Raw genomic sequence first — 24,795 nt, 5'->3', positions numbered from 1 at the left:
AACACCCAAAATAGTTTTTATAGCATTGTTTTAAAAATGAACTACATACTTATAAAAAACGAAAAAAATAAAACATATTACTGAAATAACCGCAATATGTTGAAATTTTATTTTGAATATTAAAACATATGTAGTATATTTGTCTAACAAAATTACAACATATGATTTTAAAACATTTTTACAAAGAAAAGCTATCAATACTAAAAACGAGCTTAATAGCTTAACAAAAGAATCTCCAACGATTCATCTTTATACCGAAGATATTTTTAATAACGATATTACAACTCCTATTTTCATGTTCAAATATGACACCATAAAATGGGAATCTTCATCAGAAAAAACATATAAAGCAGATGTATTATTTAGTATCTCAATAGTTCTTCCTAAAACCCAAAATTTATTAGAAAACTATGAATTAGCATTTGATTATGCTCAAAAAATAGATACCGCTATTTTAACCAAAAATCACAACAACAAATTTATAGACAACCATTCAACCTTTAAAATAGAAGAAAAACAACATATTAACGCAAATCAAAGCCACTGGACAAAAGATAATTTTTTCATATGGGAAATAACCTATAAGACTACGTTAGTAGAAAACACATTAAAACGCAAATATATTTTAATTAACAATGGAACTTCAGATCAAGAAATCAATAATCTAGGATACACCTCTGACGATTTTATTCGTAATGAAAATCAATTAAAAATTGAACAAAACCTTGAAACTAATTCTAAAAAGAATAAATAATACCATATCTATTAAACTAAAAACAAAACTAAAAAATGAGAAGAAGTAAAACATTATTAGAAAAAAGAAGAGATTTTGTTATTGATTACTTAAATAAAAATCAAGCAAAACAAATGAAAGCAATTGTTGCTGAACTTTCTGAAACCTTATTCTTAACAGAACGAACAATCTATTCAATTATAAACGAAGGGCTTAATATTCAAACAACTGAAATCACTGATTACTAACATAGTAAAACAAAAAATATCAAAAAAAACGACTTACATTTGCCCTTATTTACCAGAAAAACAAACCTTAATAATAAAGCTTTACGCAGCTTATTTTAACACAAACTAACACTCAAAATTTATTTTTTAAAGGCAAAAAAAACAAGCTTACAAAACTTGTTAAAGTTCATCTATTGCCTTAACTGAACACGTATTTTTAACTATTAAATATTTATTTTATGAGTACATTAAACAATGTAGAAATTAACAAATTATCAGGTGGTTTAGGAAGAAGAATGCCTGAGCAAGACATGGTATCTGGTTTACTTTTTAACGGTGTAGAAACGGATAAATTAAAGCACGACACCTTATACCGTCTAGCCTCAGTAGAAGACGCAATAACATTAGGAATTACAGAAAATTATGATAAAGATGGCCAATCTGCTTTTTATCAAATCGATCAATTTTTCCGTATGAATACTTCGGGAGACTTATTTATCATGGTTGTTTCTAATACTGAAATCAAAAAAACAAATAATGTAGACTCCTCTTTTACAAGAACTTATGCAGATGTAGTAAAAAAAGCGAAATTCATGCAAGAAAAAACAAATGGAGCTATCCGCCAAATGGCAATCATCTTCAATAAAGTGAGTACTTCTTTTTCTGAAACAGAATTAGCAATTGATGAAGCACAAGTTCAAGCAAACCAATGCTTTAAAGATTTCATGCCTTTGGAAATCATTTTAGAAGGAAAAGGTTTTAATGTTAATACTGAAGATTTATCAAAATTAACAGACTTATCTACAAAAAAAGCTGAAAATGTGACCTTAGTAGTTGCTATGGATTTAGAAAAAGGACAAGAATACAACTATTCAAACACCGCAGCGGTAGGCGTATTTTTAGGCGCTGTATCTAAAGCTAAGGTTTCTGAAAATGTTGCTTGGATTGAAAAATTCAACTTAACAGGCAAAGGTTTTGCTAAAGCCGGGTTTGTAGGTGGAAAAGTTAACCGCACACAAGGAGACTTAAATACGTTAAACGAAAAACGTTATGTTTTTGCTAAAACACATACAGGCTTAGCTGGTATTTATTTTAACGATAGTCATACCTGTACTAAATCAACAGATGATTATGCCTATATAGAAAACAACCGTACCATTAACAAAGCTACTCGTTTATTACGTACGGCTTTATTACCCAAATTAGCTTCTCCCGTATTAGTAGATATTGATGGTAAATTACCACAATCGGTTTCTAAATCGTTTGAAGGCTTATGTAGAGCTGCCTTAGAAGGTATGTTAGCTAACCAAGAAATCTCTGCTTTTGATGTCTATGTAGATCCTAAACAAAACATCTTGGCTACCTCTGAATTAAAAGTAAAAGCAGAAGTTATTCCTGTAGGTACTGCTAGAAAAATTAAAGTTGACTTAGGTTTCAAAAACCCTTTCGGAATCGACAAAGCCTAAACTTCTAACAGTTACCCTTCTTCCCACGAATCCTAAAGGCTAAACAACAGCCTTTCTGAACACACAACGTTCTCAATTTCCATTCACGGAATCAACCCATTTTATCAGGACATATCGCCCCTTCGATGAAACTTTTCATCAGTTGGATGGACTACTTATGCCTTTTTTTTAACTAAATAAATTTTAAAAACCAATGAATAAATTACCATTAATTAACGGACAACAACACAGCTGGTCATCTATTGAAGTAAGCATTGCAGGAAATATTGTAACAGGTATTACTTCTATTAACTATAGCGACTCGGTTGCTAAAGAAAACCATTATGGTGCTGGCGACATGCCTGTACACCGCGGAAGAGGTAAGTACGAAGCCAAAGCATCTATTACCTTATACAACTACGAAGTTGAAGCTATCTTAGCCTCTTTACCAAAAGGGAAGCGTATGCAGGATGTTGCTCCTTTCAGTATCATTGTGAGCTACTTAGACGATAGCAACGAAGTGATTACACACACCGTTAGAAATTGTGAATTCAACTCAAACAGTAGAGCGGTTAGCCAAGGAGACACTAAAATTGCAGTTTCTTTTGACTTGATTTGTTCGCATATTGAGTGGAACTAAAAAACCATTTCCTATAAACAAACCAAACACTAACACCTTGCTAGGTCCGATTTGAAAGAGAAAAAACAATCTTCTAAGTTGCTAAACACAATAGTCCAACTGCAACATTTTTAAAATCGAGCTCTATACTAAATCTGACCTTGCAAGTGACAGAAGCTACTGCGAATCCACTGTCATTAAGTTAAGGAAAACAAATTACAATATTATTTTCTTTTCCAGGCCTAACAGGCTTTAGAAACCTGTTAGGTCTCACTTAACAGAGATTACTATCTTTTTTACAATTCTAGTTTCCTCAACACCCTACCATTGACAGCGAACCACTTTTATTCAAAGTAGCTTCTTTTTTACTACTACTTCACCACAAACCACACTTATAAAACACATTAGCCATGGCAACAGAAACACAAAGCACCCTAGAGGTAATAGACGGATCTATTACACTGGCTCAATTTAACCAGTGGAAATACAAACACAAAAAAATTATTAAACTAAGCTTACAAGATGAAGACGGCACAACCCTATTTGCTTATTTCAAAAAACCAGACATAGCCATACGCTCGGCCGTATTACAAGCTTCCAAGATGGATGAATTCAAAGCCTTAGAGGTACTCTTCAAAAACTGTTATCTGGGAGGCAACGCCGAAATAGAAACCGATGATGACTTACGATTAAACATAGCCACTTCGTTTTCGGATGCCATCCAGCCCAAACCCGTAAAAGTAGAAGTACTCTAACCCTAACAATCCGAGCGTTATGAAAAATTACACTTTGCGATTAAAAAACACTAGCGAAGCGGAATTACAACGCTTCGATCAGTTTATGCTTCAAATCCTGAGAGAAAATTATGAAAGGAAGAAAGCAAAAGCCGAACTGAATAAATTCACACCCAACTATGCGATAACCCAACACAAAACCGCTTCAAAAACCATCCAAAAAAAGGCACAACCAGCCATCCAAAAAATCAACAAAAGAGGATTTATTGTAGCCGAAAATGGCATTCGCCTACACCATACCCCTGCCGCTTACGATGCTCAATATATAAACAAAAAGGCAACTCCGCTAAGGTGTATAAACTAATGGATCGAGTAACAGTTGTACAACAAGAAGCACAAAACAAAGGCTGGTATAAGGTAAAAACGCTGGACAATCAATACGGCTATATCGAAAAAAGATACATACAAATAATCCCACATCATGCAGAATTAGATCGATACACCCGCACTTTTTTATACGTAAAAAGCAACTATACTTTTGAGAAAAACATAGCCAACTTTTTCTTCCCCAATTATCAGCATGAAACAGGTAACGACAAAAGAACGATAGCCGAAGCCTTTCATCTAATCAATACCGAAAGTCAACATAACCACGGCATCATCCTTCAAAACACCCTGCCTTCAATTGAGCTTGCCCATAAGGCAGCTGCTGACCCTAGTTTTGAAAAAGCAAGAACCTTATACGCACAACTACAACTTACCCAAGGACATATAGTACGTATTCCAACTTTAGCTTATATCAAATTACAGCAAAAAAAAGGCATTCTAAGCAAACGTTCTAAGCTCATGAATGCTACAATTAAAACAGGACGCATACTACAAGAATTTATTGACGGCGCACTTGGACTTATAGCGGGCATAATAGAAGGAATTGGAAGAGGTATTTATGATATGTTAGAAGGCCAACTTGACTCTATGAAACAAATCATTGATACCATTAAAGATCTTTTTACAGGAAAATTGTTTTCTAAGTTCACTGAAATGTACGAAAACATTCTCAATTTGTTTCAAACCATGACTCCTGAAAAAATCAAAAAACTTTTGATAGGAATGCTGGGTGGCATGGCGGAACAGGTCATGAAAACCATCAATAATTGGAGAAGTGCTTCTAGCTTTGAGAAAGGTAGAGTTGTAGGATTATTTTTAGGTAATATTTTATTAGAAGTGCTTTTGGGTATTTTTACAGGAGGCGCAGCAAACCTTACTAAATGGGTATCAAAGTTAGGAAAGTTAGGTAAAGTTATTTTAAAGGTGGTTGATTTCACCCATGACATCAAAGCAAAATTAAAAGCCAAACTTCCTAAAAAATACTTCCTAAAAGGTGATTATGATAGAGACCCTGACGATACCAAAAACTGGATGCGCTGGGCATTATTAACACAAGCTAGAGTTACAGCAAAAGCATTAGATGTAAAAGGCGCAAGCAAAGAAACTTTAATCGCAAGTTTAAAAGCACAGGCAAAAATTTACCCTAAACTAAAGGTTACATGGCAAGTTAAAGATGTTAAAGCAAACTCTTTTGATTTATACATGAAAGCCAGTGAGCCGAAAAAGGTGGTGGATGATTTTACACCAGGGAAAGTTTATAGAGCTGATGATTTTTACAAAAGTGGTGATATTGGTATAAAGCTTGGAGGAAAAGCAGATATAATGACCCCTTGGGAACATGTTAGAAGACCTAGTAAAGGAGAAACTTCACTTTTTACATCATTTTCTGAATTAAGAGGAAAGGTTTTGAAATTCACTAAGAAAGGAAAGGTTTATAGTATTGATTTTGAAGATCTTAAAAGATTAGAATTTGAAGGTTTAATTAAAATTCACACTCCAAATTCTGTAAAGCAAATGATGTTAAATAGCGCGAATAAGCGTTTATTAAAAGACGCAAATAATGTTTTTGAAATAATGAATAAAAACAAAGAAATTCTTATAGAAGGCTTAATACCACAATCAACAATAAAATAATTTGTATATTTAAAAAAAAATGACAAAATGATTTTAAAAGACGCAATGAATACATATAATCCTGCTTTAGAATTAATATTAAAAAAAGGATTTCAAATTAATATAATTGATTATGAAGAAAGCTTTGATTGGAAAGCTTCTAATGATAAAGTTGAATTAATAGCTTCAGATCCATTAAGATTATTAGCATTAATACATATTCATGAAATGAAAGGAGAAGAATGGAATGAGTATGATGAAAACTATTATGATAAAATATTGAAAGATTTTTACGGTGAATAGTTGTTTTCGTCGAAAAAAATAGTTTTTAATTTGTGTACCACACCCAGTTATTAGTTTTTAATGCTGGGTGTTTTTATTTTTGTCAAAAACAACAAAGACAAATTTGATTTTAACGGACTAGATAATGGTATTCCTGTTCATAAATACAGTAAAGAATTTAAAGAACTAGGCGGACATGGGAATCATCCAAAATACAGTGAATTAACTAAAGAGAGAATTTTGGAAATTAAGAAGAATAGTAGAATTAGTGGTGAATTTGACCAAGATTTATTTGAAAAAAATCTTCTCAAACACATCAGTGATACCCGTGAAAATATTATAATGCAGGTAATTGACGATAGCAAAAAAATAAATGATTTAATATTTTCAAAATAATGGAATTATATATATTAAAACCAAAATTTGACCCATATATTAACAGAGTAGAAACTATTTATCCTGAAGATATGGGTTGGGGAGAAAAAATTTCGTATAACCAAGAGGAGGATTTTACTGAAGGTATCAAGAAATTACAATTTAGATTAGCTTTAGATCATAATGATAAAAAGATAGGCACTATTAAATATAAAGGAACAGATTTTTATAATGGTCCTGATTTTCTAGAATCGTCAAAAGAAGGCGCGAGACATTGTTTGGATTTTTACACGGTTTCGCCTAAAATGAAAGAAACATTAGAACAGTTAAACTTACCCAAACATCGTTTTTATCCTATTATGTTAACTATAGATAAAGGAAAGGAATTACCTTATTTTATTTTGCAAATAGATTATAATATGACACCTTATATGGATTATTCTAAATCAATTTATTTTGGAGAGAATATTAAAACTGATGAGATAACTACTTATAAAATAGGAGAAATAAAAGAAGAAAATCAATTATTTAAATTTCTTAAGGATAGATTTTTTTTAAGAGAAAAGACATTGTACATCAATCAAGAATTAGATTGGGTCTATATGGCACCTTATTTTATAATTTCTGAAAAATCAAAAAAGTTATTTGAAGAACATAACCTCATCGATTTAGAAATGACTCCTTTTTATGAAATGGGTGCTGGTTTTTATAACGAATTAGGTTTTAGAAAAGAATATGGAGGTCGTGAAATCATCATCAATGGTCGTAGTACTATGGATGGTTTAGATAGCAATGATTTTGAAAAGAAAACGGAGTAAAACTCGTTTTTAATTTATGTACCACACCCAGTTATTAGTTTTTAATGCTGGGTGTTTTTATTTTTGTAAAAAACAACAAAGACAAATTTGATTTTAACGGACTAGATAATGGAATTCCTGTTCATAAATACAGTAAAGAATTTGAAGATTTAGGCGGACACGGTAATCATCCTGATTATAGTAAATTAACAAAAGCCAAAATTAAAGAAATCAAAGAAGTTAGTTTAGATAAAAATCGTCAATTTAGCCAATCACTTTTTGATAAAAATTTATTGAATCACATAAATAGAACTAGGCAGCAAATTATACAAGAAGTAATAGAAGATAGTAAAAAAATTAACAACTTAATTTTCAATGATTAATGGATTTATATGTATTAAAAGCAAAGTTTAAACCTTATTCAGATACTGTACAGGCAGTTTTTCCTGATGAAATAGGTGTTTTAAGAATTCCTTACAACAAAGAAGAAGATTTTACAGAGGATCTTAAGAAAATTAAAATTAGATTAGAATTAGATCATAACGATAAAAAATTTGCAAGCGTTAAATATATAGAGACTGATTTCTATAAAGGACCTAGTTTTATAAATAATGAAACAGGTGGATATAATTTGAGTTTTTATACTGTTTCACCTAAAATGAAAACGGTATTGGAACAACTTAATCTACCTAAACATCGTTTTTATCCTATTATGTTAACTATAGATAAAGGAAAAGAATTACCATATTTTATTTTGCAAATAGATAATAGTATGATTCCTTATACAGATGTTAGTAAATCAAGTTTTTATGGGTTAAATATTGATACAGATGAGATTTTACATTATGAAGAAGGATTATTTCAAACAAATGAAGAAATGTCTGAAAAAATACCTTCTGAAATTTTTGTTAGAGAAAAAAGTTTATACATCAATCAAGAATTAGACTGGGTCTATATGGTGCCTTTTTTTATGGTTACTGAAAAAGCTAAAAAGTTGTTTGAAGAAAATAATTTGATTGATTTAGATTTAAAACCATTGTATGAATTGAAATCCTTATTTTCAGATTTTAATGAGTTAGGTTTTAGAAAAGAATATGCAGGTCGTGAAATTATCATCAATGGTCGTAGTACTATGGATGGTTTAGATATCAACGATTTTGAAAAGAAAACAGAGTAAAACTCGTTTTTAATTTGTGTACCACACCCAGTTATTAGTTTTTAATACTGGGTGTTTTTATTTTTGTCAAAAACAACAAAGACAAATTTGATTTCAATGGTTTAGAGAATGGGATTCCAACTAAACTAATCCCACATCATGCAGAATTAGACCGATACACCCGCACCTTTTTATACGTAAAAAGCAACTATACTTTTGAGAAAAACATAGCCAACTTTTTCTTCCCCAATTATCAGCATGAAACAGGTAACGACAAAAGAACGATAGCCGAAGCCTTTCATCTAATCAATACCGAAAGTCAACATAACCACGGCATCATCCTTCAAAACACCCTGCCTTCAATTGAGCTTGCCCATAAGGCAGCTGCTGACCCTAGTTTTGAAAAAGCAAGAACCTTATACGCACAACTACAACTTACCCAAGGACATATAGTACGTATTCCAACTTTAGCTTATATCAAATTACAGCAAAAAAGAGGCATTCTAAGCAAACGTTCTAAGCTCATGAATGCTACAATTAAAACAGGACGCATACTACAAGAATTTATTGACGGCGCACTTGGACTTATAGCGGGCATAATAGAAGGAATTGGAAGAGGTATTTATGATATGTTAGAAGGTCAACTTGACTCTATGAAACAAATCATTGATACCATTAAAGATCTTTTTACAGGAAAATTGTTTTCTAAGTTCACTGAAATGTACGAAAACATTCTCAATTTGTTTCAAACCATGACTCCTGAAAAAATCAAAAAACTTTTGATAGGAATGCTGGGTGGCATGGCGGAACAGGTCATGAAAACCATCAATAATTGGAGAAGTGCTTCTAGCTTTGAGAAAGGTAGAGTTATAGGATTATTTTTAGGTAATATTTTATTAGAAATGCTTTTGGGTATTTTTACAGGAGGCGCAGCAAACCTTACTAAATGGGTATCAAAGTTAGGAAAGTTAGGTAAAGTTATTTTAAAGGTGGTTGATTTCACCCATGACATCAAAGCAAAATTAAAAGCCAAACTTCCTAAAAAATACTTCCAAAAGGAGATTATACCAATGACCCCGACGACACCAAAAACTGGATGCGCTGGGCATTGCTAGCAGAAGCTAAAATTACAGCCCAAAAACTAGACGCTAACGGTGCCACAAAAGAAGCCCTCCTAGCCAAACTAAAGCGACAAGCCAAAAAATACCCCTCCCTAAAAGTAAAATGGAATGCCAGACACACCCTTGGCAACACCTATGCGATAACCATGACTGCTAGTCCTACTAAAACGGTGGATGCGCAATTTACAAGTGGGAAGAAGGATCGGAAAAATAATAAGGAACAAACAGATCTTACAAAAGAAGAAATCGATAAAATTCAAAAAATTGATGGACAATACCCTATAAATTCTTTAGATTTTGCAGGAAGAACTTTTGATTTTAATCTTGACAAGAATCCTAGAATGAAAAAAATAATGGAAGAACGATGGAAAAAACAAGGTTTGTCAGTTGCAGAAAAAACAAAAGAATTTGAAAATTTGTTTAAAAAATATCCAATGGTCTTAAATTTACAGAGCAAGGATTCCTTGATTTAAATCCTTATGTTTTAAAATTTAAAGGAGAAAAAATACAGGTTACATTAGATAAATTAAATCCAAGAAAAGGAGGAAGTAAAAAGATATTAATGAGGCTATCAAAAAGTTTAAATTAAAAAAACCCGAATGGGTAGAACCTGAAGGATATACTTGGCATCATATTGAAAATTCAACAGAATTACAATTAGTGCCAAGAGATTTACACCGAATAGTTAAACATCATGGAGGAAGATCAACAATGAATTAAATATACATTAGTTATGCGAGGAAATATAATAGAAAAAATAGAAAGTGAGCTTCAAATTGTAATACCGGAAGATTATAAAACCTTTTTAAATAAAGGTTCCTTTATGATTGGAGGAAAATCTATTAAATATGGAGAAAATTGTGATAATGTTTGTTATGAAGATAAAAGTAATGAAGATGAGGATGTTCTTGATTTTGTAGCAATTCAAATTTTCTATGGCGATATTGATAGTGAAAGTAGCACTTGTGATTTATATAAAAATAATTTAATCGATTTTGGAAAAACTAGAATTCCCGAAGATTTTATAACTATTGGTTGTGATCAAGTCGATGACCAAATATGCTTAGGAGTAAAAGGAGAATATTCAGGAAAAGTTTATTTGTGGGAAATGGAGCAAGAGGCAGATTATGGTCAACCTTTTCCATATTATGGTAATATGACATTGATTACAAATAGTTTTCAAGAATTTTTAGATGGGTTATTTATTGATGAATAGAATAAAGTTTCTTTTTGAAAAGAAATCTAAATAGTATGTTTTTAATTTGTGTACAACACCCAGTTATTAGTTCTTAATACTGGGTGTTTTTATTTTTGTGAAATACTAGAAACAATTTTCAGAAATTAAATAGAAACGACTTTTTCAAAATATAGTTTTTTTTAGGGGACAGTATAAATGTTCCTCAGGTTTATATGCCTTGGCTAAATATGGAAAACGAGGTGCAAAAGTATTACGTGCTGCAGATGAAGCCGAGCTAGCTGCCCATCTAGAAAAACAAGCAGAAAATGCACTTGAAGAAATTGAAAGACGAAAAACAGTAACTACACCCGATAAAAATGCTAAATTTAACCCCGACCAACATAGTGAGTTCATTGACACAGAAAGAAATTTACCAGGGAGTAAGCAGTCTTTTTCTAATCCAGCAGATAAAGCAATTGAACTAAAAACAGAAAAAACAATACCAAAAGAGCATTTAGATGGGGACTTGTCTAAGGTAGCTGAGACTAATATCAAAAAAGAAAAAATTAAAACTATAGGATCTGCCGAAGATTACATAACAGATGTAGGTTTAAATACTCCCAAGATAACTCCTAAAGAATTACTAAATGTAAATAAATGGACTAAAAAAAGAATTAATTTTTTTAAAAAAATGGAGAACTGAAGATTTTACAAATATAAAAAATGAAACTTTGAAAGTATATTTAGAAAAAGCTAGAAATTCCGTAATTAAAAATCTAAAACCAGATGATTTAGCAGGTGCTATAAAAGAGCAAAGAGGAGCGCAAATTTTAGATGCTAGAGGAAGAATTTTTGATCATATCTCAGAAGTTGAAGGCGCATTGAATAGTATTGATAATGCAACTAATGAATTAAACAAACAAATTAGCTATTTTGCGAAATCAACTAAAAATATAAATAATGCAGAAATTAATAGACTTAGTAAACTAAGAGAAGAATTAACAACCCTAAAAGGTAGTTTTATAAATTCTTATAATCCACTAGGCAAAAACCCTATTAGATAATACAAATTTTAATTTATAATATTCCATAAATATGAATGAAACTGTAAAAAAACATATTGAAGATCTTCAATTGCTAAAAAACGATCAAGATGCTTTAGGAAATAAACTTATTGATTTAGGCAAAAGAACCGTTTTAACCTTTGAAGAAGAACAAATATTAGCCAAAGAGATTGAGCCATTTTTATATGATCCAAGAGAAATAATTAGAGAAGATGCAATAAAAGTTTTATTAAATTATTGGCGTATTGAAAAATACAAAGAGGTAGTTCTCGGTTTTTTTATGAATGAAAAAGAAAGTGATGATTTGAGATATGCAGCTTTATCTGGTTATGGAGCATTATATCTATTTAAAAATGACAAAAGAGTAATGCAGTTTATGTATTCTATTTTTAAAAACAAAAACTATTCTAGTAATATTAGATCTAAAGCTTATAAAGAAATCCTTTATATATCCTCATTAAATGCGTCAGAATACCCTTTTCTTTTTTTTAACAATTTAGATATAGATAAAGAAGCCGACATAGATTTAATTGAAAAATTGATTAAAAATGCTAAATAATTATCTAAATAAAGTTGAAACTACTCATTTGGAGCATATAAAACACAAAAATGGGAATTCTTAGTTGTAAGCCTTACTTATTAGATAAGGAAATACAAATAAGTTTGAGTAAGTCTTTTTACAAATATTAAAAAACAAAACGAGACAAGATTCGTTTTTAATTTGTGTACCACACCCAGTTATTAGTTTTTAATGCTGGGTGTTTTTATTTTTGTAAAAAAATACAAATTTGATTTCAATGGTTTAGATAATGGTATTCCTGTTCATAAATACAGTAAAGAATTTAAAGAACTAGGCGGACATGGGAATCATCTGGATTATAATGATATAAGCAAACTCGAAATTTTAGAAATCAAAAAACATAGTTTAGATGAAAATGGAATGTTTAGCCAAGTGATTTTTGATAAAAAATTAATGAATCATATTAATAAGACAAGAGAAGGAATAATCCAGCAAGTTATAAAAGAAAATAAAAAGGTTAATGATCTTGATATTTAAAAAATAATGAAACTATATATATTAAATGTAATAGTTAATATTTAATCTGACAGTTACCAATAAAAACTAAATTATGCAAACAAGAAGAATGCCTCATAAACTGAGAGTTGATACAGAAGATTTAAAATATACAAAAGGGAATGATTATTATGGAGTTGAATATGATTACCAAGGACAACCGTTTACTGGTTTTAAAATAAGTGGTTATTACAGGAATGGACAAATTGTAGGAGAATGTGAGTATGTTAACGGAGAACAAATAGGCTGGGATATACAGTTTTTTGAAAATGGTAATGTGGAAACAGAATCTTTGAGTTACGGTGCTACTAGTGTTTATTTTGCTAATTTTAATGAGGATGGCACTAAAATAGGCAGTCATTTTTTTGCTCCAGAATTACTAGAAAAAGTTTGTAAAATAACAGGTGAAGATCCTGAAAATGTTAGAAGAGCACACTTGGACAATTAAGCTAGTGAAAAAACATCTAAATACTTGATAGATTTTTGATTTATAACGAAACTATGTTTAGTTTTAGCTAATAGATGTTTTAAAAAAATATAATGAACGCATTTATAAACTATTTAGCAAAAGAATTAGATATAGAAATTATAGAATCACATAATTTCATACCATTTAAGAGTACATATGCTATAGATAATCAAGGAAATATTACCAATTTGTTCTTAGAAGCTTCTATGTCAGGAGATCCTATCATAAAAGATTTTGATTTATTGTTGCCCATAGCTGAACATTTAAAAAAGCTGAGTATAACAGGAGGTTATATTTCCAATATAAATTCTATAGACCAGTTTAAAAAATTAGAGTATTTAGATTTAGCTGGAAATCCCATTTCAGATTTTGATGCGATTAGTGAACTAACCAATCTTACTTACTTACGATTATTCGGAACCAATATAAGTTCAAATACCCAATTTGAGTTTTTGCATCCTTTAGAAAAGTTAGAACATTTAAATTTAAGTTCGACGGAAATTACTTCGATAATAAGGACTTGAAAAATTAAAAAATTTAAAAAAACTTAATATTGGTGATACATGTATTGTACATTTTGAAGATATTGAGATAATGCCCAATCTTACGGTTTTAGATATGCGTACATCTGTACTGTTTGATCCAGACAAGCTAACCTCTTTAAACAAATTTGAAAATTTGGAAGTTTTGAACTTAAATAATACTATTTTAGATAGTATTGAAGCCTTAGGAAATTTAACAAATTTAAAGACTCTTTCTCTTGATGAGACATATCTAGATCAAATTTCAGGATTAGATAAACTAAAAAAATTAGAGATTTTAAGTCTATTAGAGAATGATATTCCTGAAATAGAGGGATTAGAAGGCTTAACTAATCTTAGATATTTAAATTTATCCAAGAATCCCATCTCTAAAATTGAAGGTCTAGAGGGTTTAAAAAATATCGAAATTATTCATCTAGGATATACAGAGATAACTACTGTCGAAAAGGAGCATTTTAAAGGGATAGCAAAAGATTGTATTGTGAATTTTGGCGTTGGAGATGCCTTTAAATCTATAGACAAAGAGCTTCCTTCCAATATTACGATAGCTTATGAATATCATGAATATGGTAATTATTCTTGTGACACTGAAGAGGTGGATAAATTTATGGATGCTGCTAAAGCAAGACTAATTGAAGACATAAAAAAACAAGAAATGAGTTCTCAGCTGTAAATTTATTACTTTATAATACTTGGTTTGATTTTTGTTTACTATAAAAAACAAAGCGAAATAATTCGTTTTTAATTTGTGTACCACACCCAGTTATTAGTTTTTAATGCTGGGTGTTTTTATTTTTGTGAAAAGCTAAAAAAAATAAAATGCACCCACTTATAAAATATTTAGAAAAAGAAATTTATTTTGAAATCATTGAATCAAAAGAGGATTTAATGTTTCAAAGTACATATAAAACAGACCAACAAGGAAACATAATAGCATTATATTTAAGAGGGTCACAAGAAAAAGATATTAAAATAAATAATTTTGAATTGTTATTGCCTTTAGCAGAAAATCTTAAAGAATTATCAATTTCTAGTTGTGAAATTTCAAAAATAGATAACATAGGAAAATTTCAAAAATTAGAATATTTGGATTTAAGCTTTAACCCTATTTCAGATTTTAAAGAAATTAAGAAATTAATCAATCTCAAAAGACTAGAGTTGTATGGAACTAATTTAAACATAAATTCATCTTTAGATTTTTTACAGAGTTTAGAAAATTTAGAACATTTGAATATAGGATATACAGAGCTTACTTCAATTCAAGGAATAGAAAATTTAAATAAATTAAAAACTTTGATTTTAAGAGATTCTAAAATAAAATCTTTTAGAGACCTCCCAAAAATGCCTAATGTGACTTATTTAGATCTTTATAATTCAGATTTATTTTACGATTCTGGTCTTGAAAGTTTAGCTGTTTTTGAAAATCTTAAAGCTCTAAATTTATCGGGTTGCCCTATATTGACAACACAAGGTTTAGGTAAATTAACAAGATTAGAACAACTCTTTTTAGAAGACACACGTGTAGAAGAAGTGGTAAGTTTAGAATCGCTTAAAAATTTAAAATTACTAAGTTTAAGCAACACACATCTTTATACTATTCAAGGGTTAGAAGGCTTAGAAAACCTTCGCTTAATAAATCTAGCACATAACGATGTTATTACTGAAATAGAATGTCTTCAAGGTTTAAAAAATGTAGAAATTATTCATTTAGGATATACAGGAATAACAGCTGTGAAAAAAGAACATTTTAAGGGGATAGAAAAAGACTGTATTGTAAATTTTAGTTGTGAAGACAAGTTAAATTTTATCGATAAAGAGCTCCCATCAAATATTACAATAGCTTTTGAATTTCGCAAATATGGTAATTATACTCCTTACAATGAAGATGTAGATCAATTTATAGACAAGTCTAAAGCAAGGCTTATTGAGCATATAAAAGGTCAAGAAATAAGTTCTTAATTGTACGACCTTTTTACAAATATTAAAAAACAAAACGAGACAAGATTCGTTTTTAATACCTTCAACTAAAACATTTCTTCAAAACGTACAAAATTAAATTAATAATTTAAAAAGACTTTCAGCTATTAAACATAAATTTGCATCCGTTTTCAATCCATTTTTAATTTTATATGAACCTAGCTATAGATGTCTATTATCCAACCAATCAAGCAAAGGCTGTTGGTGTATTATTTAACTGGGAAGATGAAAAACCTACAAAAATAATTATTGAAACCATTCAAGATGTTCAAGAATATGAATCAGGACAATTTTATAAACGTGAATTACCTTGTATTTTAACTCTTTTAAAACAAGTTGATTTATTTCAAATTGACACAATAATCGTTGACGGACATGTATATGTTAATAATGATAAAAGTTTCGGATTAGGAGGTCATTTATTCCAATCTCTAGAAGAAAAAATACCCGTAATAGGTGTTGCTAAAAAATCTTTTATACATACTGATAAAGTATCTTTCCCTATCTTCAGAGGTGAAAGTAAAAATCCATTGTATATTTCTTCTATTGGAATCAATGTAGAATATGCTATTGAAAAAGTTCAAAATATGCGAGGAAACTATCGCATCCCTTCTATTTTTAAAGAATTAGATCAGATTACGAAAAGCGAATAATTATATAGTATCCTATTGCACAAGTACTCATTTTCCCCTCAAAAAAATTCACATAAGAAACAACGTATCATCTAATATCTTATGTGAATTTTTATTTAATGATTTTCTATCATTATTCCTGAAAATTACTTCATAATCTTTTTATCCTTCAAATAAAAAGGACTCAACAAAAAAACTGAAACTACTGTATTACAACACCATACAATTTTATTTCATCACCTTCTAATCGTATCTTTGTAAAGTATTGCAATACCATTTTCAACACTGAAAATGAAATTTCCTCTAAAATTATTTTCACAAAGTAATAACGAAAACTCGTTACTACAACCTCTTTATTATTATTAATTAAATTAAAAAAATTATGGACACAATCACTCAAAAAGGATTGAACAACTACACCCTAAAGTAAGGGAAGAAATGACCAAAATTATCAACGAATGCAATGCCGTACTAACAGGTAGGGCTCAAATTAGAATAACACAAGGTTTACGAACATTTGATGAACAAAATAGACTGTATGCTAAAGGGCGTACCGCTCCAGGTCCAAAAGTAACCAATGCTAAGGGGGAGAATCTATTCATAATTACGGTTTTGCTGTTGACATTTGCTTACTTATTGACAAAAAAGAAGTATCATGGGACATCACTAAAGATTGGGATGGTGATAAAATAGCCGATTGGAATGAATGTGTTAAAATATTTGATCAATATGGCTGGGATTGGGGTGGTAATTGGAAAACCTTTAAGGATTTTCCTCACTTCGAAAAAAGAGGATACACAGACTGGAAAAAACTTTACAAACTAAAAAAAATAAAAGAATATGTTATTATTTAAAAAAAGCTTACCTACAATTAAATACTACTTGATCTACTTTTTATCTATTTCATTATTCGTAGCCTGTAACACATTAAAAACAGCTCCTTTTGATATTTATTCATACCAAGAAACACTAAAAATTAAAGAAGAAACACTAAAATTAATTGAAACCTCTACAACATCTTCTTATACTGAACACGAACAAGAAATTTCAGAATTAACAAAAAAAAATTGAATATCTAAAAAACTACGAAAAAAATCGTTCTTATAACTCTACCACTATTGATATGTGGAATGAATTTGCCAGTAATGAAAAAAATTTAATAACTCATTATTTTTCTTTCTGGAAAAAGAAAAATAATGTATCTCCCATTTTTGCTAACGAATCAAAGAGACAAATATCAACGATCTTTGAAATCATACTGACTTATGAAGTTCAAAAAAAAAGATAAATTCAAATCATCTAAAACCTAGCCCTCTGGATAAAAAATTCACAAAAAAACTATGTAAACTTAATATGTATTTAACAAATTTAAAAGGACTCCTTTTAATCAATTGACTTAATCTAAAAAATTGAGGTTTCATACACATTCAATAAACAGTAATAAATTCTAAAAATCTCTTTAATTTTAACTATTATATAAATGAAAAAAGATGATATAATAAACGAACTAACAGAAGAAATCAAAAATCTAATTAACAATAAATACAAACAGATTAAACATCTATTGGATGATACTGTTTTAAGCATTTTAAATACAACAAAAGATCAGTTTGATAAATGGTACAATCTCTTAGAATCTAATGAAATATCAGAAGAGGAATTTTTATGGTTAGTAAAAACCCAACAAAATATAATTATTTTAAAAGCTTTACAAGGTAAAGGTATTTCAAAAATAAAACAGAAGTTAATCCTAGAAGATATAATACTAATTATAGGTAACGCTCTTATAAAATGGATTATTGATACAAAATAACATTCATAAAAAAGAGAAACTAAAGTTTCTCTTTTTTAGAGCCGATGGAGGGACTCGAACCCACGACCTGCTGATTACAAATCAGCTGCTCTAGCCAGCTGAGCTACACCGGCAAGGTGTATTTTCTATAAATTTATCTTAAGTTTATCTTTGACAAGACTTGAGCCGATGGAGGGACTCGAACCCACGACCTGCTGATTACAAATCAGCTGCTCTAGCCAGCTGAGCTACACCGGCAAAGTGTATCTTTAATAAATTTATTGTTAAGCTTATCTTTCGATAAAACTTGAGCCGATGGAGGGACTCGAACCCACGACCTGCTGATTACAAATCAGCTGCTCTAGCCAGCTGAGCTACACCGGCAAAGTGTATTTTCAATAAATCTATTTTATCTTATCTTTTTGATAAACTTGAGCCGATGGAGGGACTCGAACCCACGACCTGCTGATTACAAATCAGCTGCTCTAGCCAGCTGAGCTACACCGGCGACTCATTTACGGGTGCAAATATAGGAGAGTTTTTTTATTTCCCAAAGCTTTGCACCCTACTTTTTTATACTTTTTTTTACTACAAAGCATTAATCTTATCAACTAACTGGTTTGCAGCATTTTCCAATTCAACATTTATTTGTTTAAAGTATACTTTTTTATTTTCAACCTTTTTTGCATTCACTTTTACAATTAAATTATCAAAAATAACAAAAGCCTCTTCAATAATAGCATTAGTTGCATCAGTTGGTTTTCCTGTTGAAGTCATTTCATATAAATAAACCGCTTCAATAATTTCACCAATTACATAATTGATACTCTTTTTTAAATTCTTTACACTTGCCATTAGTATGTATTTTAAATTACGTTTGCAAAATTACAATTATTCTTCCGATATCTGTTAAGAAATTACAATTTCTAATAACTTAGACTTCCCTATTAGTTCATAATTTTTTAGAGCTGCAGGAATTAAAAAAGTATCTCCTTTACTAAATCCATACAATTCTTCATTTATTTTTAACTCTAAGCTCCCTTCTGTACACATATAAACCACAAAACTTTCTTCTTCACCTAGACTTTTATATCCCCCCTTTTAAATCTAATACTTTTACGGTAAAATAAGGACTTTCAACTACACTCACCGTTTGATTTTCTAGTAATGTATAATCTACTTTTACTTTTTTCTTTTTATAATCTATAGCATCTAATGCTAAATCTACGTGTAATTCACGCAAATTACCTTGTGCATCTTTACGATCAAAATCATAAATTCTATAGGTAATATCTGATGTTTGTTGTATTTCTGCAACTACTGTACCAGCACCTATAGCATGTACTGTACCTGTCTCTAAATAAAAAACATCTCCTCCTTTTACGGCATAAGCATCTAAAATTGAAGATACAGTTTTCTTTTTCAAATGTTCTAAATAAGCTTCTTTTGACGCATTTTCTTTAAAACCTACAATTAATTTTGCTTCAGGTTCTGCTTCAATCACGTACCACATTTCAGTCTTACCAAAAGAATTATGTCGTTCTTTTGCTAATAAATCATTAGGATGAACTTGAATAGAAAGATCTTCTCTAGCATCTAAAAATTTAAACAACAAAGGAAATTGTGTTCCAAAACGCTGATAAACGTTAGTTCCTAATATCTCAACGGGATATTTTTGAAGTAAATCTGTCAACAACATTCCTTTATAAGCCCCTTTACTCACTACACTGACATCTTGACCAATAGCAGCAAGCTCCCAACTTTCTCCAGTGGTATCAGAAGGGATTGACTTATTTAAAAGTGTTTTTAATCGTGTACCTCCCCAAATTCTATCTTTAAAAATAGGTTCAAATTGTAAAGGATATAATTCCATCGGCATTAAATCAAACTTTTTACTTTTTCTACTGTACGATCTAAATGATTTGTTGCATTCATATCTTCAAAAATCATCTGAACAACTCCTTCCTTATCTACTACATAAGTTACTCTTCCAGGTATTAATCCTAACATATTGGATTTTACTCCAAATAGGTTTCGCAATGTTTTATCAGGGTCAGAAAGTAGTATATAAGGCAAATCATATTTACTAGCAAATTTCTTATGTGCAGCAATACTATCTCCACTAATACCTATAACCTCCGCTCCTATTGTTTTAAACTCTTCATATTGATCTCTTAAAAAACAAGCTTGTTTGGTACAACCTGGAGTATCATCTTTTGGATAAAAATAAATTACCAACACTTTTTCACCAAGAACAGAATCTATATAGAAATCATTTCCATTTTGATCTTTTGCTCCAAAAAGAGGAAGTTTATCCCCTACTTTCAATCCTTTCTGCATAATTATATCATCCTTTATATGTAACAAAATTACGTGGTGTTTCAAACAGCGTAATCTCTAAATCATTGTTTTTTTCTATTCTTTTTCTTATTTTATTCCAAATAACAACTACTATATTTTCTGCTGTAGGTATTAAATCTTTAAATTCTGGAACATCTAGATTTAAATTCTTATGATCGAATAAAACTTCTACTTCTTCATAGATTATATCAGCTAAATCCTTAATATCAATCACATAACCTGTTTCTGGATTTATAGTTCCTGTAACACTCACTATCAACTCATAATTATGCCCATGAAAATTAGGATTATTACATTTACCAAAAACTTTTTGATTTTGTTCATCCGTCCAATCTTTTCTATACAAACGATGAGCTGCATTAAAATGAGCTTTTCTTGATACTGTTACTCTCATAATGTATGCGCTTCTAAATAATGATAAAATTCATCAAAAATAATTTTAAACCAAACTGTATATTGATCTGGATAAAGTTTTATATCTTCTTTTACAGCTTCAATAGACATCCATTTCCAACTTTCTACTTCATCTGGATTTACAGAAGGATCTTCATTAAAATACCCTATCATTACATGGTCTAACTCATGCTCTGTTAATCCATTATCAAAAGGAGCTTTATAGATAAAATGAAAAAGTTCTTTTAATTCTGTTGTAAACCCCATTTCTTCATATAAACGACGTTTTCCTGCCTCTATATTAGACTCTCCTTCTCGTTGATGACTACAGCAGGTATTAGTCCACAATAATGGCGAATGGTATTTATGATGAGCCCTTTGTTGCAGCATTATTTGCCCTTGATCATTCAGTATAAATACTGAAAAAGCTCTATGCAACAAAGCTTTTTCATGCGCTTCTAGCTTAGGCATCAACCCTATTACCTCATCTACTTCATTTACCAAAATTACTTTTTCTTCAATCATAGTTTTATTTTACGGGAGTAAAAGTACGAAAAGTCTATCAATTACTACTTAATCGCTTATTACCTTTCATTTAAAAGTCTTTGTACAAATAGTTAACTTAACAATGCTTCTGCTGCTTTTATAGCACATTTTTCTCCATCTATAGCTGCCGAAATAATCCCTCCTGCATACCCTGCTCCTTCCCCACAAGGATACAATCCTTTTATCTGCAAATGCTCTAATGTATAATTATCACGAGGAATTCTAACTGGTGATGAGGTTCTACTTTCTGGAGCATGCAAAATGGCTTCATTAGAAAAATAACCTTTCATTGATTTTCCAAACTGCACAAATCCTTCACGCATAATCTGGGTTAAAAAATCAGGAAAAACGGTTCCTAGCTCAACACTAGTAGTTCCTGGAACATAGGATGTTTTAGGAATATCTGTTGAAATTCTTTTTGCGAAAAATCCACCATTTTTTGAGCTGGAACTTTTTGTGTTTTACCCGCTATTTCCCAAGCTTTTTGTTCAATTGCTTTTTGAAATTCCATACCCGCTAAGGGACCAAATTTTGCATAAGGTTTAAAATCTTCTAATTTTAATTCTACCACGATTCCTGAATTAGCTGTAGCTTGATCTCTTTTAGATGGAGACCAACCATTTGTAACGACTTCTCCAGGACTTGTTGCACAAGGAGCTATAACACCACCTGGGCACATACAAAAGAATACATTCCTCGACCATTTACTTGCTTTACTACAGAGTAAGGGGCTGGAGGCAGAAAAGCTCCTCTAAAATCACACGAATATTGTATAGAATCTATTAAGCTTTGCGAATGTTCAGCTCGTACTCCCAAAGCAAAAGGTTTAGCTTCTATTAATACTTTTTTTCGATCTAATAATTCAAACACATCACGAGCTGAATGACCTGTAGCTAGAATTATTTTTTCAGCAGATATAACATCCCCTGATTGTGTAATAACTCCTTCAACCTCGTTATTTTTTATCAAAATATCAACTACTCGTGTTTCAAACAATACTTTCCCTCCGTATTCTTTAATTTTTTCTCTAATGTCCTGAATAATTTCAGGTAATTTATTAGTTCCTATATGAGGATGTGCTTCTACTAATATTTCGGGAGAAGCACCAAATGCGACTAATAATTTTAAAATACGATCTACATCACCACGTTTTTTTGAACGTGTATACAATTTCCCATCTGAATAAGTTCCTGCCCCTCCTTCTCCAAAACAATAATTAGAATCTTCATTTACTATATGATCTCTATTAATTGCTTTTAAATCTCTTCTTCTCCCTCTTACATCTTTTCCTCTTTCTAATACGATTGGCTTAATACCTAACTCTATTAACTGCAAAGCAGCAAACAAACCAGCTGGTCCCGCTCCTATAACAATCACTTCTGGAGATTTATTTACATCCTGATAATTTGGCAATGCCACTTGATCTTGAAGTATTTCTTCTCCTTGAAAATAAAGAATAACTTTCAAATTTATTTTAATTGTTTTTTGTCGAGCGTCAATAGATCTTTTAAGGATTACAATATGTTGTATCTCTACAATGGATACTTGTGTTAATTTTGCAAGATGATTCTTTAGCATTACTTCATTAGAAGCTACTTCAGGCGATACTTGAATTTGAAGTTCTTTTGGCATTATGAATTTTTTACATTGCAAAAATACTACTTATTTTCAAGTGAATCATTGTAAATTTGCATTTCAAACTTAAGAGAATATGCAAAGACAGATTAAACTTATTTGGGATTTTAGAGGCCCCGCAGCAGCTAAAACAGCTGAACACCACGAAATTCATTTAAAAGAGTATATAGAAATAGAACAATTTCCTATTAATATAACAGGTTTTTCTGTATTAAATGAGATGTATGCTATTGCTTGGATGGTTGTAAATGATCAAAACATGATTCAAGTCCGAGACGCTTTAAAACCTCATAGAGGTGAATTATTTGAATAAAAGAAGAATCTTATTTCATTCATAACAAATAGTTTATTAAATTTGGTTTTGAACTAATAAACTATGATTAACGAGATTACAAACTACTTTGAGACAATCCCTCCATCTCATCGATCCTCTATACTATTTGGGGGTATTGCTTTTTTTTGGATTTTAGAAAGCGGTTTTCCTCGTTTTCATTTTAAATACAATAAAACTCGACATGCTGTATTAAACCTTTTCTTTACTTTTACAACGATTGTTGTTAACTTTTTCCTAGCAATGATGCTTTTCAAAAGCTCAATTTGGAATACTAAAAATCATTTTGGAATTCTTTATTGGTTTAATATTACAAATATAGGATTACAATGTATAATTGGACTATTACTTATGGATTTTATAGGTGCTTATCTACCGCATTATTTACAACATAAGATAAAATTTTTATGGCGATTTCACTTAATTCATCATACTGATACTTGGCTAGATACAACCAGTGCTAATCGTCATCATCCTGGCGAAAGTGTTTTCCGATTTTTATTTACAGCTTTAGCAGTTGTAATAACAGGAGCACCTATTTGGCTTTTTTTCATGTATCAGTCCTGTTCTGTTCTTTTATCCCAATTTAATCATTCAAACATACAACTCCCAAAATGGCTAGACAATTGGTCATCTTTTATAATAATTACACCTAAAATACATCGTATACATCATCACTATAAACTCCCCTATACAGATAGTAATTATGGAAATATTTTCAGTTTCTGGGATCGTCTTTTAAAAACTTATCAAAAATTACCACAAGATCAAATTATTTTTGGCATAGATACACATATGTCTACGAATGAACATAATAATTTAACTAATTTATTAGCTATTCCTTTTCAAAAATATAGAGATCCAAAAACATGAAAGAATTTTAATAAGTCATTCCTTTTTATTAATATTGGTATAAGTATTGCAGAAAGTTTAATACAATTTTGTTTTTATAATTTAAATGAGAAAAATTAAAATCGCTGAATTAGACAGAGAAAATTTAGAAAGACTAATCAGCATGGCACAAGAAGAACGCAAACCCTTTGAATCTATTAAAGAAGAATTTGGTGTTAGCGAAAGCGATGTAACGGAATTAATGCGTAAACATCTATCAAAAGATCAATTTGAGCTTTGGAAGAAAAAAGCAACTGCTTCCAAACCCAAACCCAAACCTATTAAAAACAATGACTTTGATGATGATTTAGACGGAAAGTATTATCTTAAAAATAAATTTGATTAACCTACACTCCTGTTTCACAGGAGTTTTTTGTTAATTTTATCACAAAGATTACATTACAATTTAGTAAACCAATA

General features: G+C 30.3%; 35 protein-coding genes, 4 tRNA genes and 3 pseudogenes. 31 read left to right on the top strand and 11 right to left on the bottom strand.

Annotated features, from left to right (window positions below; all coding sequences use genetic code 11):
• The first annotated feature begins 139 nt into the window (after positions 1–139).
• The 28 genes and pseudogenes from JJC03_RS10060 to JJC03_RS09925 all read left to right on the top strand — a co-directional run bounded on the left by JJC03_RS10060 (position 140) and on the right by JJC03_RS09925 (position 18,239).
• Positions 140–754: a hypothetical protein gene (locus JJC03_RS10060; RefSeq protein WP_235873233.1), complete on the top strand. Its 615-nt coding sequence runs from the start codon at positions 140–142 to the stop codon at positions 752–754.
• A 35-nt stretch (positions 755–789) separates the two neighbouring features.
• Positions 790–981 carry a hypothetical protein gene (locus tag JJC03_RS10055; RefSeq protein ID WP_088397741.1) on the top strand — a complete coding sequence of 64 codons (192 nt, stop codon included), beginning with the start codon at positions 790–792 and terminating at the stop codon, positions 979–981.
• Positions 982–1,199: 218 nt separating this feature from the next.
• Positions 1,200–2,426: a DUF2586 domain-containing protein gene (locus JJC03_RS10050; protein ID WP_088445164.1), complete on the top strand. Its 1,227-nt coding sequence runs from the start codon at positions 1,200–1,202 to the stop codon at positions 2,424–2,426.
• Between the two features lie 193 nt (positions 2,427–2,619).
• Positions 2,620–3,045: a hypothetical protein gene (locus JJC03_RS10045; RefSeq protein ID WP_088397739.1), complete on the top strand. Its 426-nt coding sequence runs from the start codon at positions 2,620–2,622 to the stop codon at positions 3,043–3,045.
• 389 nt (positions 3,046–3,434) lie between these two features.
• The gene (locus JJC03_RS10040) at positions 3,435–3,779 is read left to right on the top strand and encodes a hypothetical protein (protein WP_235873232.1); all 345 of its coding nucleotides are present in this window, start codon (positions 3,435–3,437) and stop codon (positions 3,777–3,779) included.
• A gap of 19 nt (positions 3,780–3,798) precedes the next feature.
• The gene (locus JJC03_RS10035; RefSeq protein WP_235873231.1) at positions 3,799–4,122 is read left to right on the top strand and encodes a hypothetical protein; all 324 of its coding nucleotides are present in this window, start codon (positions 3,799–3,801) and stop codon (positions 4,120–4,122) included.
• Positions 4,122–5,780, top strand: a complete 1,659-nt coding sequence (locus tag JJC03_RS10030) for an SH3 domain-containing protein (RefSeq protein WP_235873230.1) — start codon at positions 4,122–4,124, stop codon at positions 5,778–5,780. The genes JJC03_RS10035 and JJC03_RS10030 overlap by 1 nt, the downstream gene beginning before the upstream one ends.
• Positions 5,781–5,807: 27 nt before the next feature.
• Entirely contained in the window at positions 5,808–6,062 is a 255-nt protein-coding gene (locus JJC03_RS10025; RefSeq protein WP_103715671.1) for a hypothetical protein, read from the top strand.
• Between the two features lie 60 nt (positions 6,063–6,122).
• Complete coding sequence (locus JJC03_RS10020; RefSeq protein ID WP_103715672.1) at positions 6,123–6,437, top strand: AHH domain-containing protein; 315 nt, start codon at positions 6,123–6,125, stop codon at positions 6,435–6,437.
• Positions 6,437–7,234: a hypothetical protein gene (locus tag JJC03_RS10015; RefSeq protein ID WP_235873229.1), complete on the top strand. Its 798-nt coding sequence runs from the start codon at positions 6,437–6,439 to the stop codon at positions 7,232–7,234. The genes JJC03_RS10020 and JJC03_RS10015 overlap by 1 nt, the downstream gene beginning before the upstream one ends.
• Positions 7,235–7,278: 44 nt before the next feature.
• Positions 7,279–7,596 (top strand): AHH domain-containing protein, encoded by a 318-nt coding sequence (locus tag JJC03_RS10010; protein ID WP_235873228.1) that lies wholly within the window; start codon positions 7,279–7,281, stop codon positions 7,594–7,596.
• Entirely contained in the window at positions 7,596–8,390 is a 795-nt protein-coding gene (locus JJC03_RS10005) for a hypothetical protein (RefSeq protein WP_235873227.1), read from the top strand. The genes JJC03_RS10010 and JJC03_RS10005 overlap by 1 nt, the downstream gene beginning before the upstream one ends.
• 503 nt (positions 8,391–8,893) lie before the next feature.
• Positions 8,894–9,484: a hypothetical protein gene (locus tag JJC03_RS10000; protein WP_235873225.1), complete on the top strand. Its 591-nt coding sequence runs from the start codon at positions 8,894–8,896 to the stop codon at positions 9,482–9,484.
• The gene (locus JJC03_RS09995) at positions 9,466–9,963 is read left to right on the top strand and encodes a hypothetical protein (RefSeq protein ID WP_235873224.1); all 498 of its coding nucleotides are present in this window, start codon (positions 9,466–9,468) and stop codon (positions 9,961–9,963) included. The genes JJC03_RS10000 and JJC03_RS09995 overlap by 19 nt, the downstream gene beginning before the upstream one ends.
• Positions 9,964–10,048: 85 nt before the next feature.
• Complete coding sequence (locus JJC03_RS19205; RefSeq protein WP_235874373.1) at positions 10,049–10,210, top strand: HNH endonuclease signature motif containing protein; 162 nt, start codon at positions 10,049–10,051, stop codon at positions 10,208–10,210.
• A gap of 13 nt (positions 10,211–10,223) precedes the next feature.
• Positions 10,224–10,706 (top strand): SMI1/KNR4 family protein, encoded by a 483-nt coding sequence (locus JJC03_RS09985; RefSeq protein WP_103715764.1) that lies wholly within the window; start codon positions 10,224–10,226, stop codon positions 10,704–10,706.
• Between the two features lie 199 nt (positions 10,707–10,905).
• On the top strand, positions 10,906–11,370 hold the full coding sequence (locus JJC03_RS09980) for a hypothetical protein (RefSeq protein ID WP_235873222.1): 465 nt from the start codon (positions 10,906–10,908) through the stop codon (positions 11,368–11,370).
• 28 nt (positions 11,371–11,398) lie between these two features.
• Positions 11,399–11,731, top strand: coding sequence for a polymorphic toxin type 28 domain-containing protein (locus JJC03_RS09975; protein WP_103715675.1), 333 nt, complete (start codon positions 11,399–11,401; stop codon positions 11,729–11,731).
• 31 nt (positions 11,732–11,762) lie between these two features.
• Positions 11,763–12,290, top strand: a complete 528-nt coding sequence (locus tag JJC03_RS09970; protein ID WP_103715676.1) for a hypothetical protein — start codon at positions 11,763–11,765, stop codon at positions 12,288–12,290.
• Positions 12,291–12,482: 192 nt separating this feature from the next.
• A complete protein-coding gene (locus JJC03_RS09965) occupies positions 12,483–12,788 on the top strand; it encodes a hypothetical protein (RefSeq protein ID WP_235873221.1) in 306 nt (101 codons plus the stop codon).
• A 73-nt stretch (positions 12,789–12,861) separates the two neighbouring features.
• Positions 12,862–13,254, top strand: a complete 393-nt coding sequence (locus JJC03_RS09960; protein ID WP_235873219.1) for a toxin-antitoxin system YwqK family antitoxin — start codon at positions 12,862–12,864, stop codon at positions 13,252–13,254.
• Positions 13,255–13,346: 92 nt separating this feature from the next.
• Positions 13,347–13,799: a leucine-rich repeat domain-containing protein gene (locus tag JJC03_RS09955; RefSeq protein ID WP_235873216.1), complete on the top strand. Its 453-nt coding sequence runs from the start codon at positions 13,347–13,349 to the stop codon at positions 13,797–13,799.
• 70 nt (positions 13,800–13,869) lie between these two features.
• On the top strand, positions 13,870–14,490 hold the full coding sequence (locus tag JJC03_RS09950; RefSeq protein ID WP_235873214.1) for a leucine-rich repeat domain-containing protein: 621 nt from the start codon (positions 13,870–13,872) through the stop codon (positions 14,488–14,490).
• 146 nt (positions 14,491–14,636) lie between these two features.
• On the top strand, positions 14,637–15,776 hold the full coding sequence (locus tag JJC03_RS09945) for a leucine-rich repeat domain-containing protein (protein WP_088397734.1): 1,140 nt from the start codon (positions 14,637–14,639) through the stop codon (positions 15,774–15,776).
• Between the two features lie 170 nt (positions 15,777–15,946).
• Positions 15,947–16,447, top strand: a complete 501-nt coding sequence (locus JJC03_RS09940) for an endonuclease V (RefSeq protein ID WP_088397733.1) — start codon at positions 15,947–15,949, stop codon at positions 16,445–16,447.
• A 361-nt stretch (positions 16,448–16,808) separates the two neighbouring features.
• A pseudogene (locus JJC03_RS09935) lies at positions 16,809–17,280 on the top strand (M15 family metallopeptidase).
• Positions 17,267–17,497: a hypothetical protein gene (locus JJC03_RS09930; RefSeq protein WP_235873213.1), complete on the top strand. Its 231-nt coding sequence runs from the start codon at positions 17,267–17,269 to the stop codon at positions 17,495–17,497. The pseudogene JJC03_RS09935 and the gene JJC03_RS09930 overlap by 14 nt, the downstream one beginning before the upstream one ends.
• A 409-nt stretch (positions 17,498–17,906) precedes the next feature.
• The gene (locus tag JJC03_RS09925; protein ID WP_088397730.1) at positions 17,907–18,239 is read left to right on the top strand and encodes a hypothetical protein; all 333 of its coding nucleotides are present in this window, start codon (positions 17,907–17,909) and stop codon (positions 18,237–18,239) included.
• Between the two features lie 39 nt (positions 18,240–18,278).
• On the opposite strand, the gene JJC03_RS09920 is transcribed toward JJC03_RS09925, so the two are convergent.
• The 11 genes and pseudogenes from JJC03_RS09920 to JJC03_RS19195 all read right to left on the bottom strand — a co-directional run bounded on the left by JJC03_RS09920 (position 18,279) and on the right by JJC03_RS19195 (position 23,150).
• Positions 18,279–18,352: transfer RNA gene (locus tag JJC03_RS09920), tRNA-Thr, on the bottom strand.
• Positions 18,353–18,402: 50 nt separating this feature from the next.
• Positions 18,403–18,476, bottom strand: a tRNA-Thr gene (locus tag JJC03_RS09915).
• 52 nt (positions 18,477–18,528) lie between these two features.
• A tRNA-Thr gene (locus tag JJC03_RS09910) sits at positions 18,529–18,602 on the bottom strand.
• Between the two features lie 50 nt (positions 18,603–18,652).
• Positions 18,653–18,726 (bottom strand) — tRNA-Thr (locus tag JJC03_RS09905).
• Between the two features lie 80 nt (positions 18,727–18,806).
• Entirely contained in the window at positions 18,807–19,073 is a 267-nt protein-coding gene (locus JJC03_RS09900) for a hypothetical protein (protein ID WP_088400903.1), read from the bottom strand.
• Positions 19,074–19,127: 54 nt separating this feature from the next.
• A pseudogene (locus tag JJC03_RS09895) lies at positions 19,128–20,097 on the bottom strand (type I phosphomannose isomerase catalytic subunit).
• Positions 20,097–20,558 carry a peroxiredoxin gene (locus JJC03_RS09890; protein ID WP_088400908.1) on the bottom strand — a complete coding sequence of 154 codons (462 nt, stop codon included), beginning with the start codon at positions 20,556–20,558 and terminating at the stop codon, positions 20,097–20,099. Before JJC03_RS09890 ends, JJC03_RS09895 begins: the two are co-directional and overlap by 1 nt.
• A 7-nt stretch (positions 20,559–20,565) precedes the next feature.
• Positions 20,566–20,973, bottom strand: coding sequence for a 6-pyruvoyl trahydropterin synthase family protein (locus JJC03_RS09885; protein WP_088400910.1), 408 nt, complete (start codon positions 20,971–20,973; stop codon positions 20,566–20,568).
• A complete protein-coding gene (idi, locus tag JJC03_RS09880) occupies positions 20,970–21,497 on the bottom strand; it encodes an isopentenyl-diphosphate Delta-isomerase (protein WP_088400912.1) in 528 nt (175 codons plus the stop codon). Before idi ends, JJC03_RS09885 begins: the two co-directional genes overlap by 4 nt.
• A gap of 92 nt (positions 21,498–21,589) precedes the next feature.
• A pseudogene (locus JJC03_RS19200) lies at positions 21,590–22,197 on the bottom strand (NAD(P)/FAD-dependent oxidoreductase).
• Positions 22,176–23,150, bottom strand: a complete 975-nt coding sequence (locus JJC03_RS19195) for an NAD(P)/FAD-dependent oxidoreductase (RefSeq protein WP_374226223.1) — start codon at positions 23,148–23,150, stop codon at positions 22,176–22,178. The pseudogene JJC03_RS19200 and the gene JJC03_RS19195 overlap by 22 nt, the downstream one beginning before the upstream one ends.
• A 79-nt stretch (positions 23,151–23,229) precedes the next feature.
• Here JJC03_RS19195 and JJC03_RS09870 point away from each other — a divergent pair, with 79 nt between their 5' ends.
• The 3 genes from JJC03_RS09870 (at position 23,230) to JJC03_RS09860 (ending at position 24,721) form a co-directional block, all read left to right on the top strand.
• Positions 23,230–23,466 (top strand): hypothetical protein, encoded by a 237-nt coding sequence (locus JJC03_RS09870; RefSeq protein ID WP_088400916.1) that lies wholly within the window; start codon positions 23,230–23,232, stop codon positions 23,464–23,466.
• Positions 23,467–23,532: 66 nt separating this feature from the next.
• Entirely contained in the window at positions 23,533–24,357 is an 825-nt protein-coding gene (locus tag JJC03_RS09865) for a sterol desaturase family protein (RefSeq protein ID WP_165624390.1), read from the top strand.
• An 85-nt stretch (positions 24,358–24,442) separates the two neighbouring features.
• Positions 24,443–24,721 (top strand): TIGR03643 family protein, encoded by a 279-nt coding sequence (locus JJC03_RS09860; protein ID WP_088400920.1) that lies wholly within the window; start codon positions 24,443–24,445, stop codon positions 24,719–24,721.
• Positions 24,722–24,795 lie beyond the last annotated feature (74 nt).

This window comes from Flavobacterium oreochromis (assembly GCF_019565455.1).
GTDB classification, from domain to species: Bacteria; Bacteroidota; Bacteroidia; order Flavobacteriales; family Flavobacteriaceae; genus Flavobacterium; species Flavobacterium oreochromis.
Note: the sequence above shows the minus strand (reverse complement) of the source record. Positions and strands in the feature narration are given on the sequence as shown.

Excerpts from the sequence above, each read along its gene's own strand:
- JJC03_RS10055 (WP_088397741.1), top strand. The coding sequence starts at position 790 with ATGAGAAGAAGTAAAACATTATTAGAAAAAAGAAGAGATTTTGTTATT.
- JJC03_RS09950 (WP_235873214.1), top strand. The coding sequence starts at position 13,870 with ATGCCCAATCTTACGGTTTTAGATATGCGTACATCTGTACTGTTTGAT.
- JJC03_RS09890 (WP_088400908.1), bottom strand. The coding sequence starts at position 20,558 with ATGCAGAAAGGATTGAAAGTAGGGGATAAACTTCCTCTTTTTGGAGCA.
- JJC03_RS09995 (WP_235873224.1), top strand. The coding sequence starts at position 9,466 with ATGCGCTGGGCATTGCTAGCAGAAGCTAAAATTACAGCCCAAAAACTA.
- JJC03_RS10030 (WP_235873230.1), top strand. The coding sequence starts at position 4,122 with ATGGATCGAGTAACAGTTGTACAACAAGAAGCACAAAACAAAGGCTGG.
- JJC03_RS19195 (WP_374226223.1), bottom strand. The coding sequence starts at position 23,150 with ATGCCAAAAGAACTTCAAATTCAAGTATCGCCTGAAGTAGCTTCTAAT.
- JJC03_RS10035 (WP_235873231.1), top strand. The coding sequence starts at position 3,799 with ATGAAAAATTACACTTTGCGATTAAAAAACACTAGCGAAGCGGAATTA.
- JJC03_RS10020 (WP_103715672.1), top strand. The coding sequence starts at position 6,123 with ATGCTGGGTGTTTTTATTTTTGTCAAAAACAACAAAGACAAATTTGAT.
- JJC03_RS09930 (WP_235873213.1), top strand. The coding sequence starts at position 17,267 with ATGTTATTATTTAAAAAAAGCTTACCTACAATTAAATACTACTTGATC.
- JJC03_RS10010 (WP_235873228.1), top strand. The coding sequence starts at position 7,279 with ATGCTGGGTGTTTTTATTTTTGTAAAAAACAACAAAGACAAATTTGAT.
- JJC03_RS09860 (WP_088400920.1), top strand. The coding sequence starts at position 24,443 with ATGAGAAAAATTAAAATCGCTGAATTAGACAGAGAAAATTTAGAAAGA.
- JJC03_RS10025 (WP_103715671.1), top strand. The coding sequence starts at position 5,808 with ATGATTTTAAAAGACGCAATGAATACATATAATCCTGCTTTAGAATTA.
- JJC03_RS09940 (WP_088397733.1), top strand. The coding sequence starts at position 15,947 with ATGAACCTAGCTATAGATGTCTATTATCCAACCAATCAAGCAAAGGCT.
- JJC03_RS09900 (WP_088400903.1), bottom strand. The coding sequence starts at position 19,073 with ATGGCAAGTGTAAAGAATTTAAAAAAGAGTATCAATTATGTAATTGGT.
- JJC03_RS09870 (WP_088400916.1), top strand. The coding sequence starts at position 23,230 with ATGCAAAGACAGATTAAACTTATTTGGGATTTTAGAGGCCCCGCAGCA.
- JJC03_RS10040 (WP_235873232.1), top strand. The coding sequence starts at position 3,435 with ATGGCAACAGAAACACAAAGCACCCTAGAGGTAATAGACGGATCTATT.
- JJC03_RS10005 (WP_235873227.1), top strand. The coding sequence starts at position 7,596 with ATGGATTTATATGTATTAAAAGCAAAGTTTAAACCTTATTCAGATACT.
- JJC03_RS10045 (WP_088397739.1), top strand. The coding sequence starts at position 2,620 with ATGAATAAATTACCATTAATTAACGGACAACAACACAGCTGGTCATCT.
- JJC03_RS09970 (WP_103715676.1), top strand. The coding sequence starts at position 11,763 with ATGAATGAAACTGTAAAAAAACATATTGAAGATCTTCAATTGCTAAAA.
- JJC03_RS10015 (WP_235873229.1), top strand. The coding sequence starts at position 6,437 with ATGGAATTATATATATTAAAACCAAAATTTGACCCATATATTAACAGA.
- idi (WP_088400912.1), bottom strand. The coding sequence starts at position 21,497 with ATGATTGAAGAAAAAGTAATTTTGGTAAATGAAGTAGATGAGGTAATA.
- JJC03_RS09945 (WP_088397734.1), top strand. The coding sequence starts at position 14,637 with ATGCACCCACTTATAAAATATTTAGAAAAAGAAATTTATTTTGAAATC.
- JJC03_RS09885 (WP_088400910.1), bottom strand. The coding sequence starts at position 20,973 with ATGAGAGTAACAGTATCAAGAAAAGCTCATTTTAATGCAGCTCATCGT.
- JJC03_RS09965 (WP_235873221.1), top strand. The coding sequence starts at position 12,483 with ATGCTGGGTGTTTTTATTTTTGTAAAAAAATACAAATTTGATTTCAAT.
- JJC03_RS09960 (WP_235873219.1), top strand. The coding sequence starts at position 12,862 with ATGCAAACAAGAAGAATGCCTCATAAACTGAGAGTTGATACAGAAGAT.
- JJC03_RS09925 (WP_088397730.1), top strand. The coding sequence starts at position 17,907 with ATGAAAAAAGATGATATAATAAACGAACTAACAGAAGAAATCAAAAAT.
- JJC03_RS10050 (WP_088445164.1), top strand. The coding sequence starts at position 1,200 with ATGAGTACATTAAACAATGTAGAAATTAACAAATTATCAGGTGGTTTA.
- JJC03_RS09985 (WP_103715764.1), top strand. The coding sequence starts at position 10,224 with ATGCGAGGAAATATAATAGAAAAAATAGAAAGTGAGCTTCAAATTGTA.
- JJC03_RS10000 (WP_235873225.1), top strand. The coding sequence starts at position 8,894 with ATGAATGCTACAATTAAAACAGGACGCATACTACAAGAATTTATTGAC.
- JJC03_RS09955 (WP_235873216.1), top strand. The coding sequence starts at position 13,347 with ATGAACGCATTTATAAACTATTTAGCAAAAGAATTAGATATAGAAATT.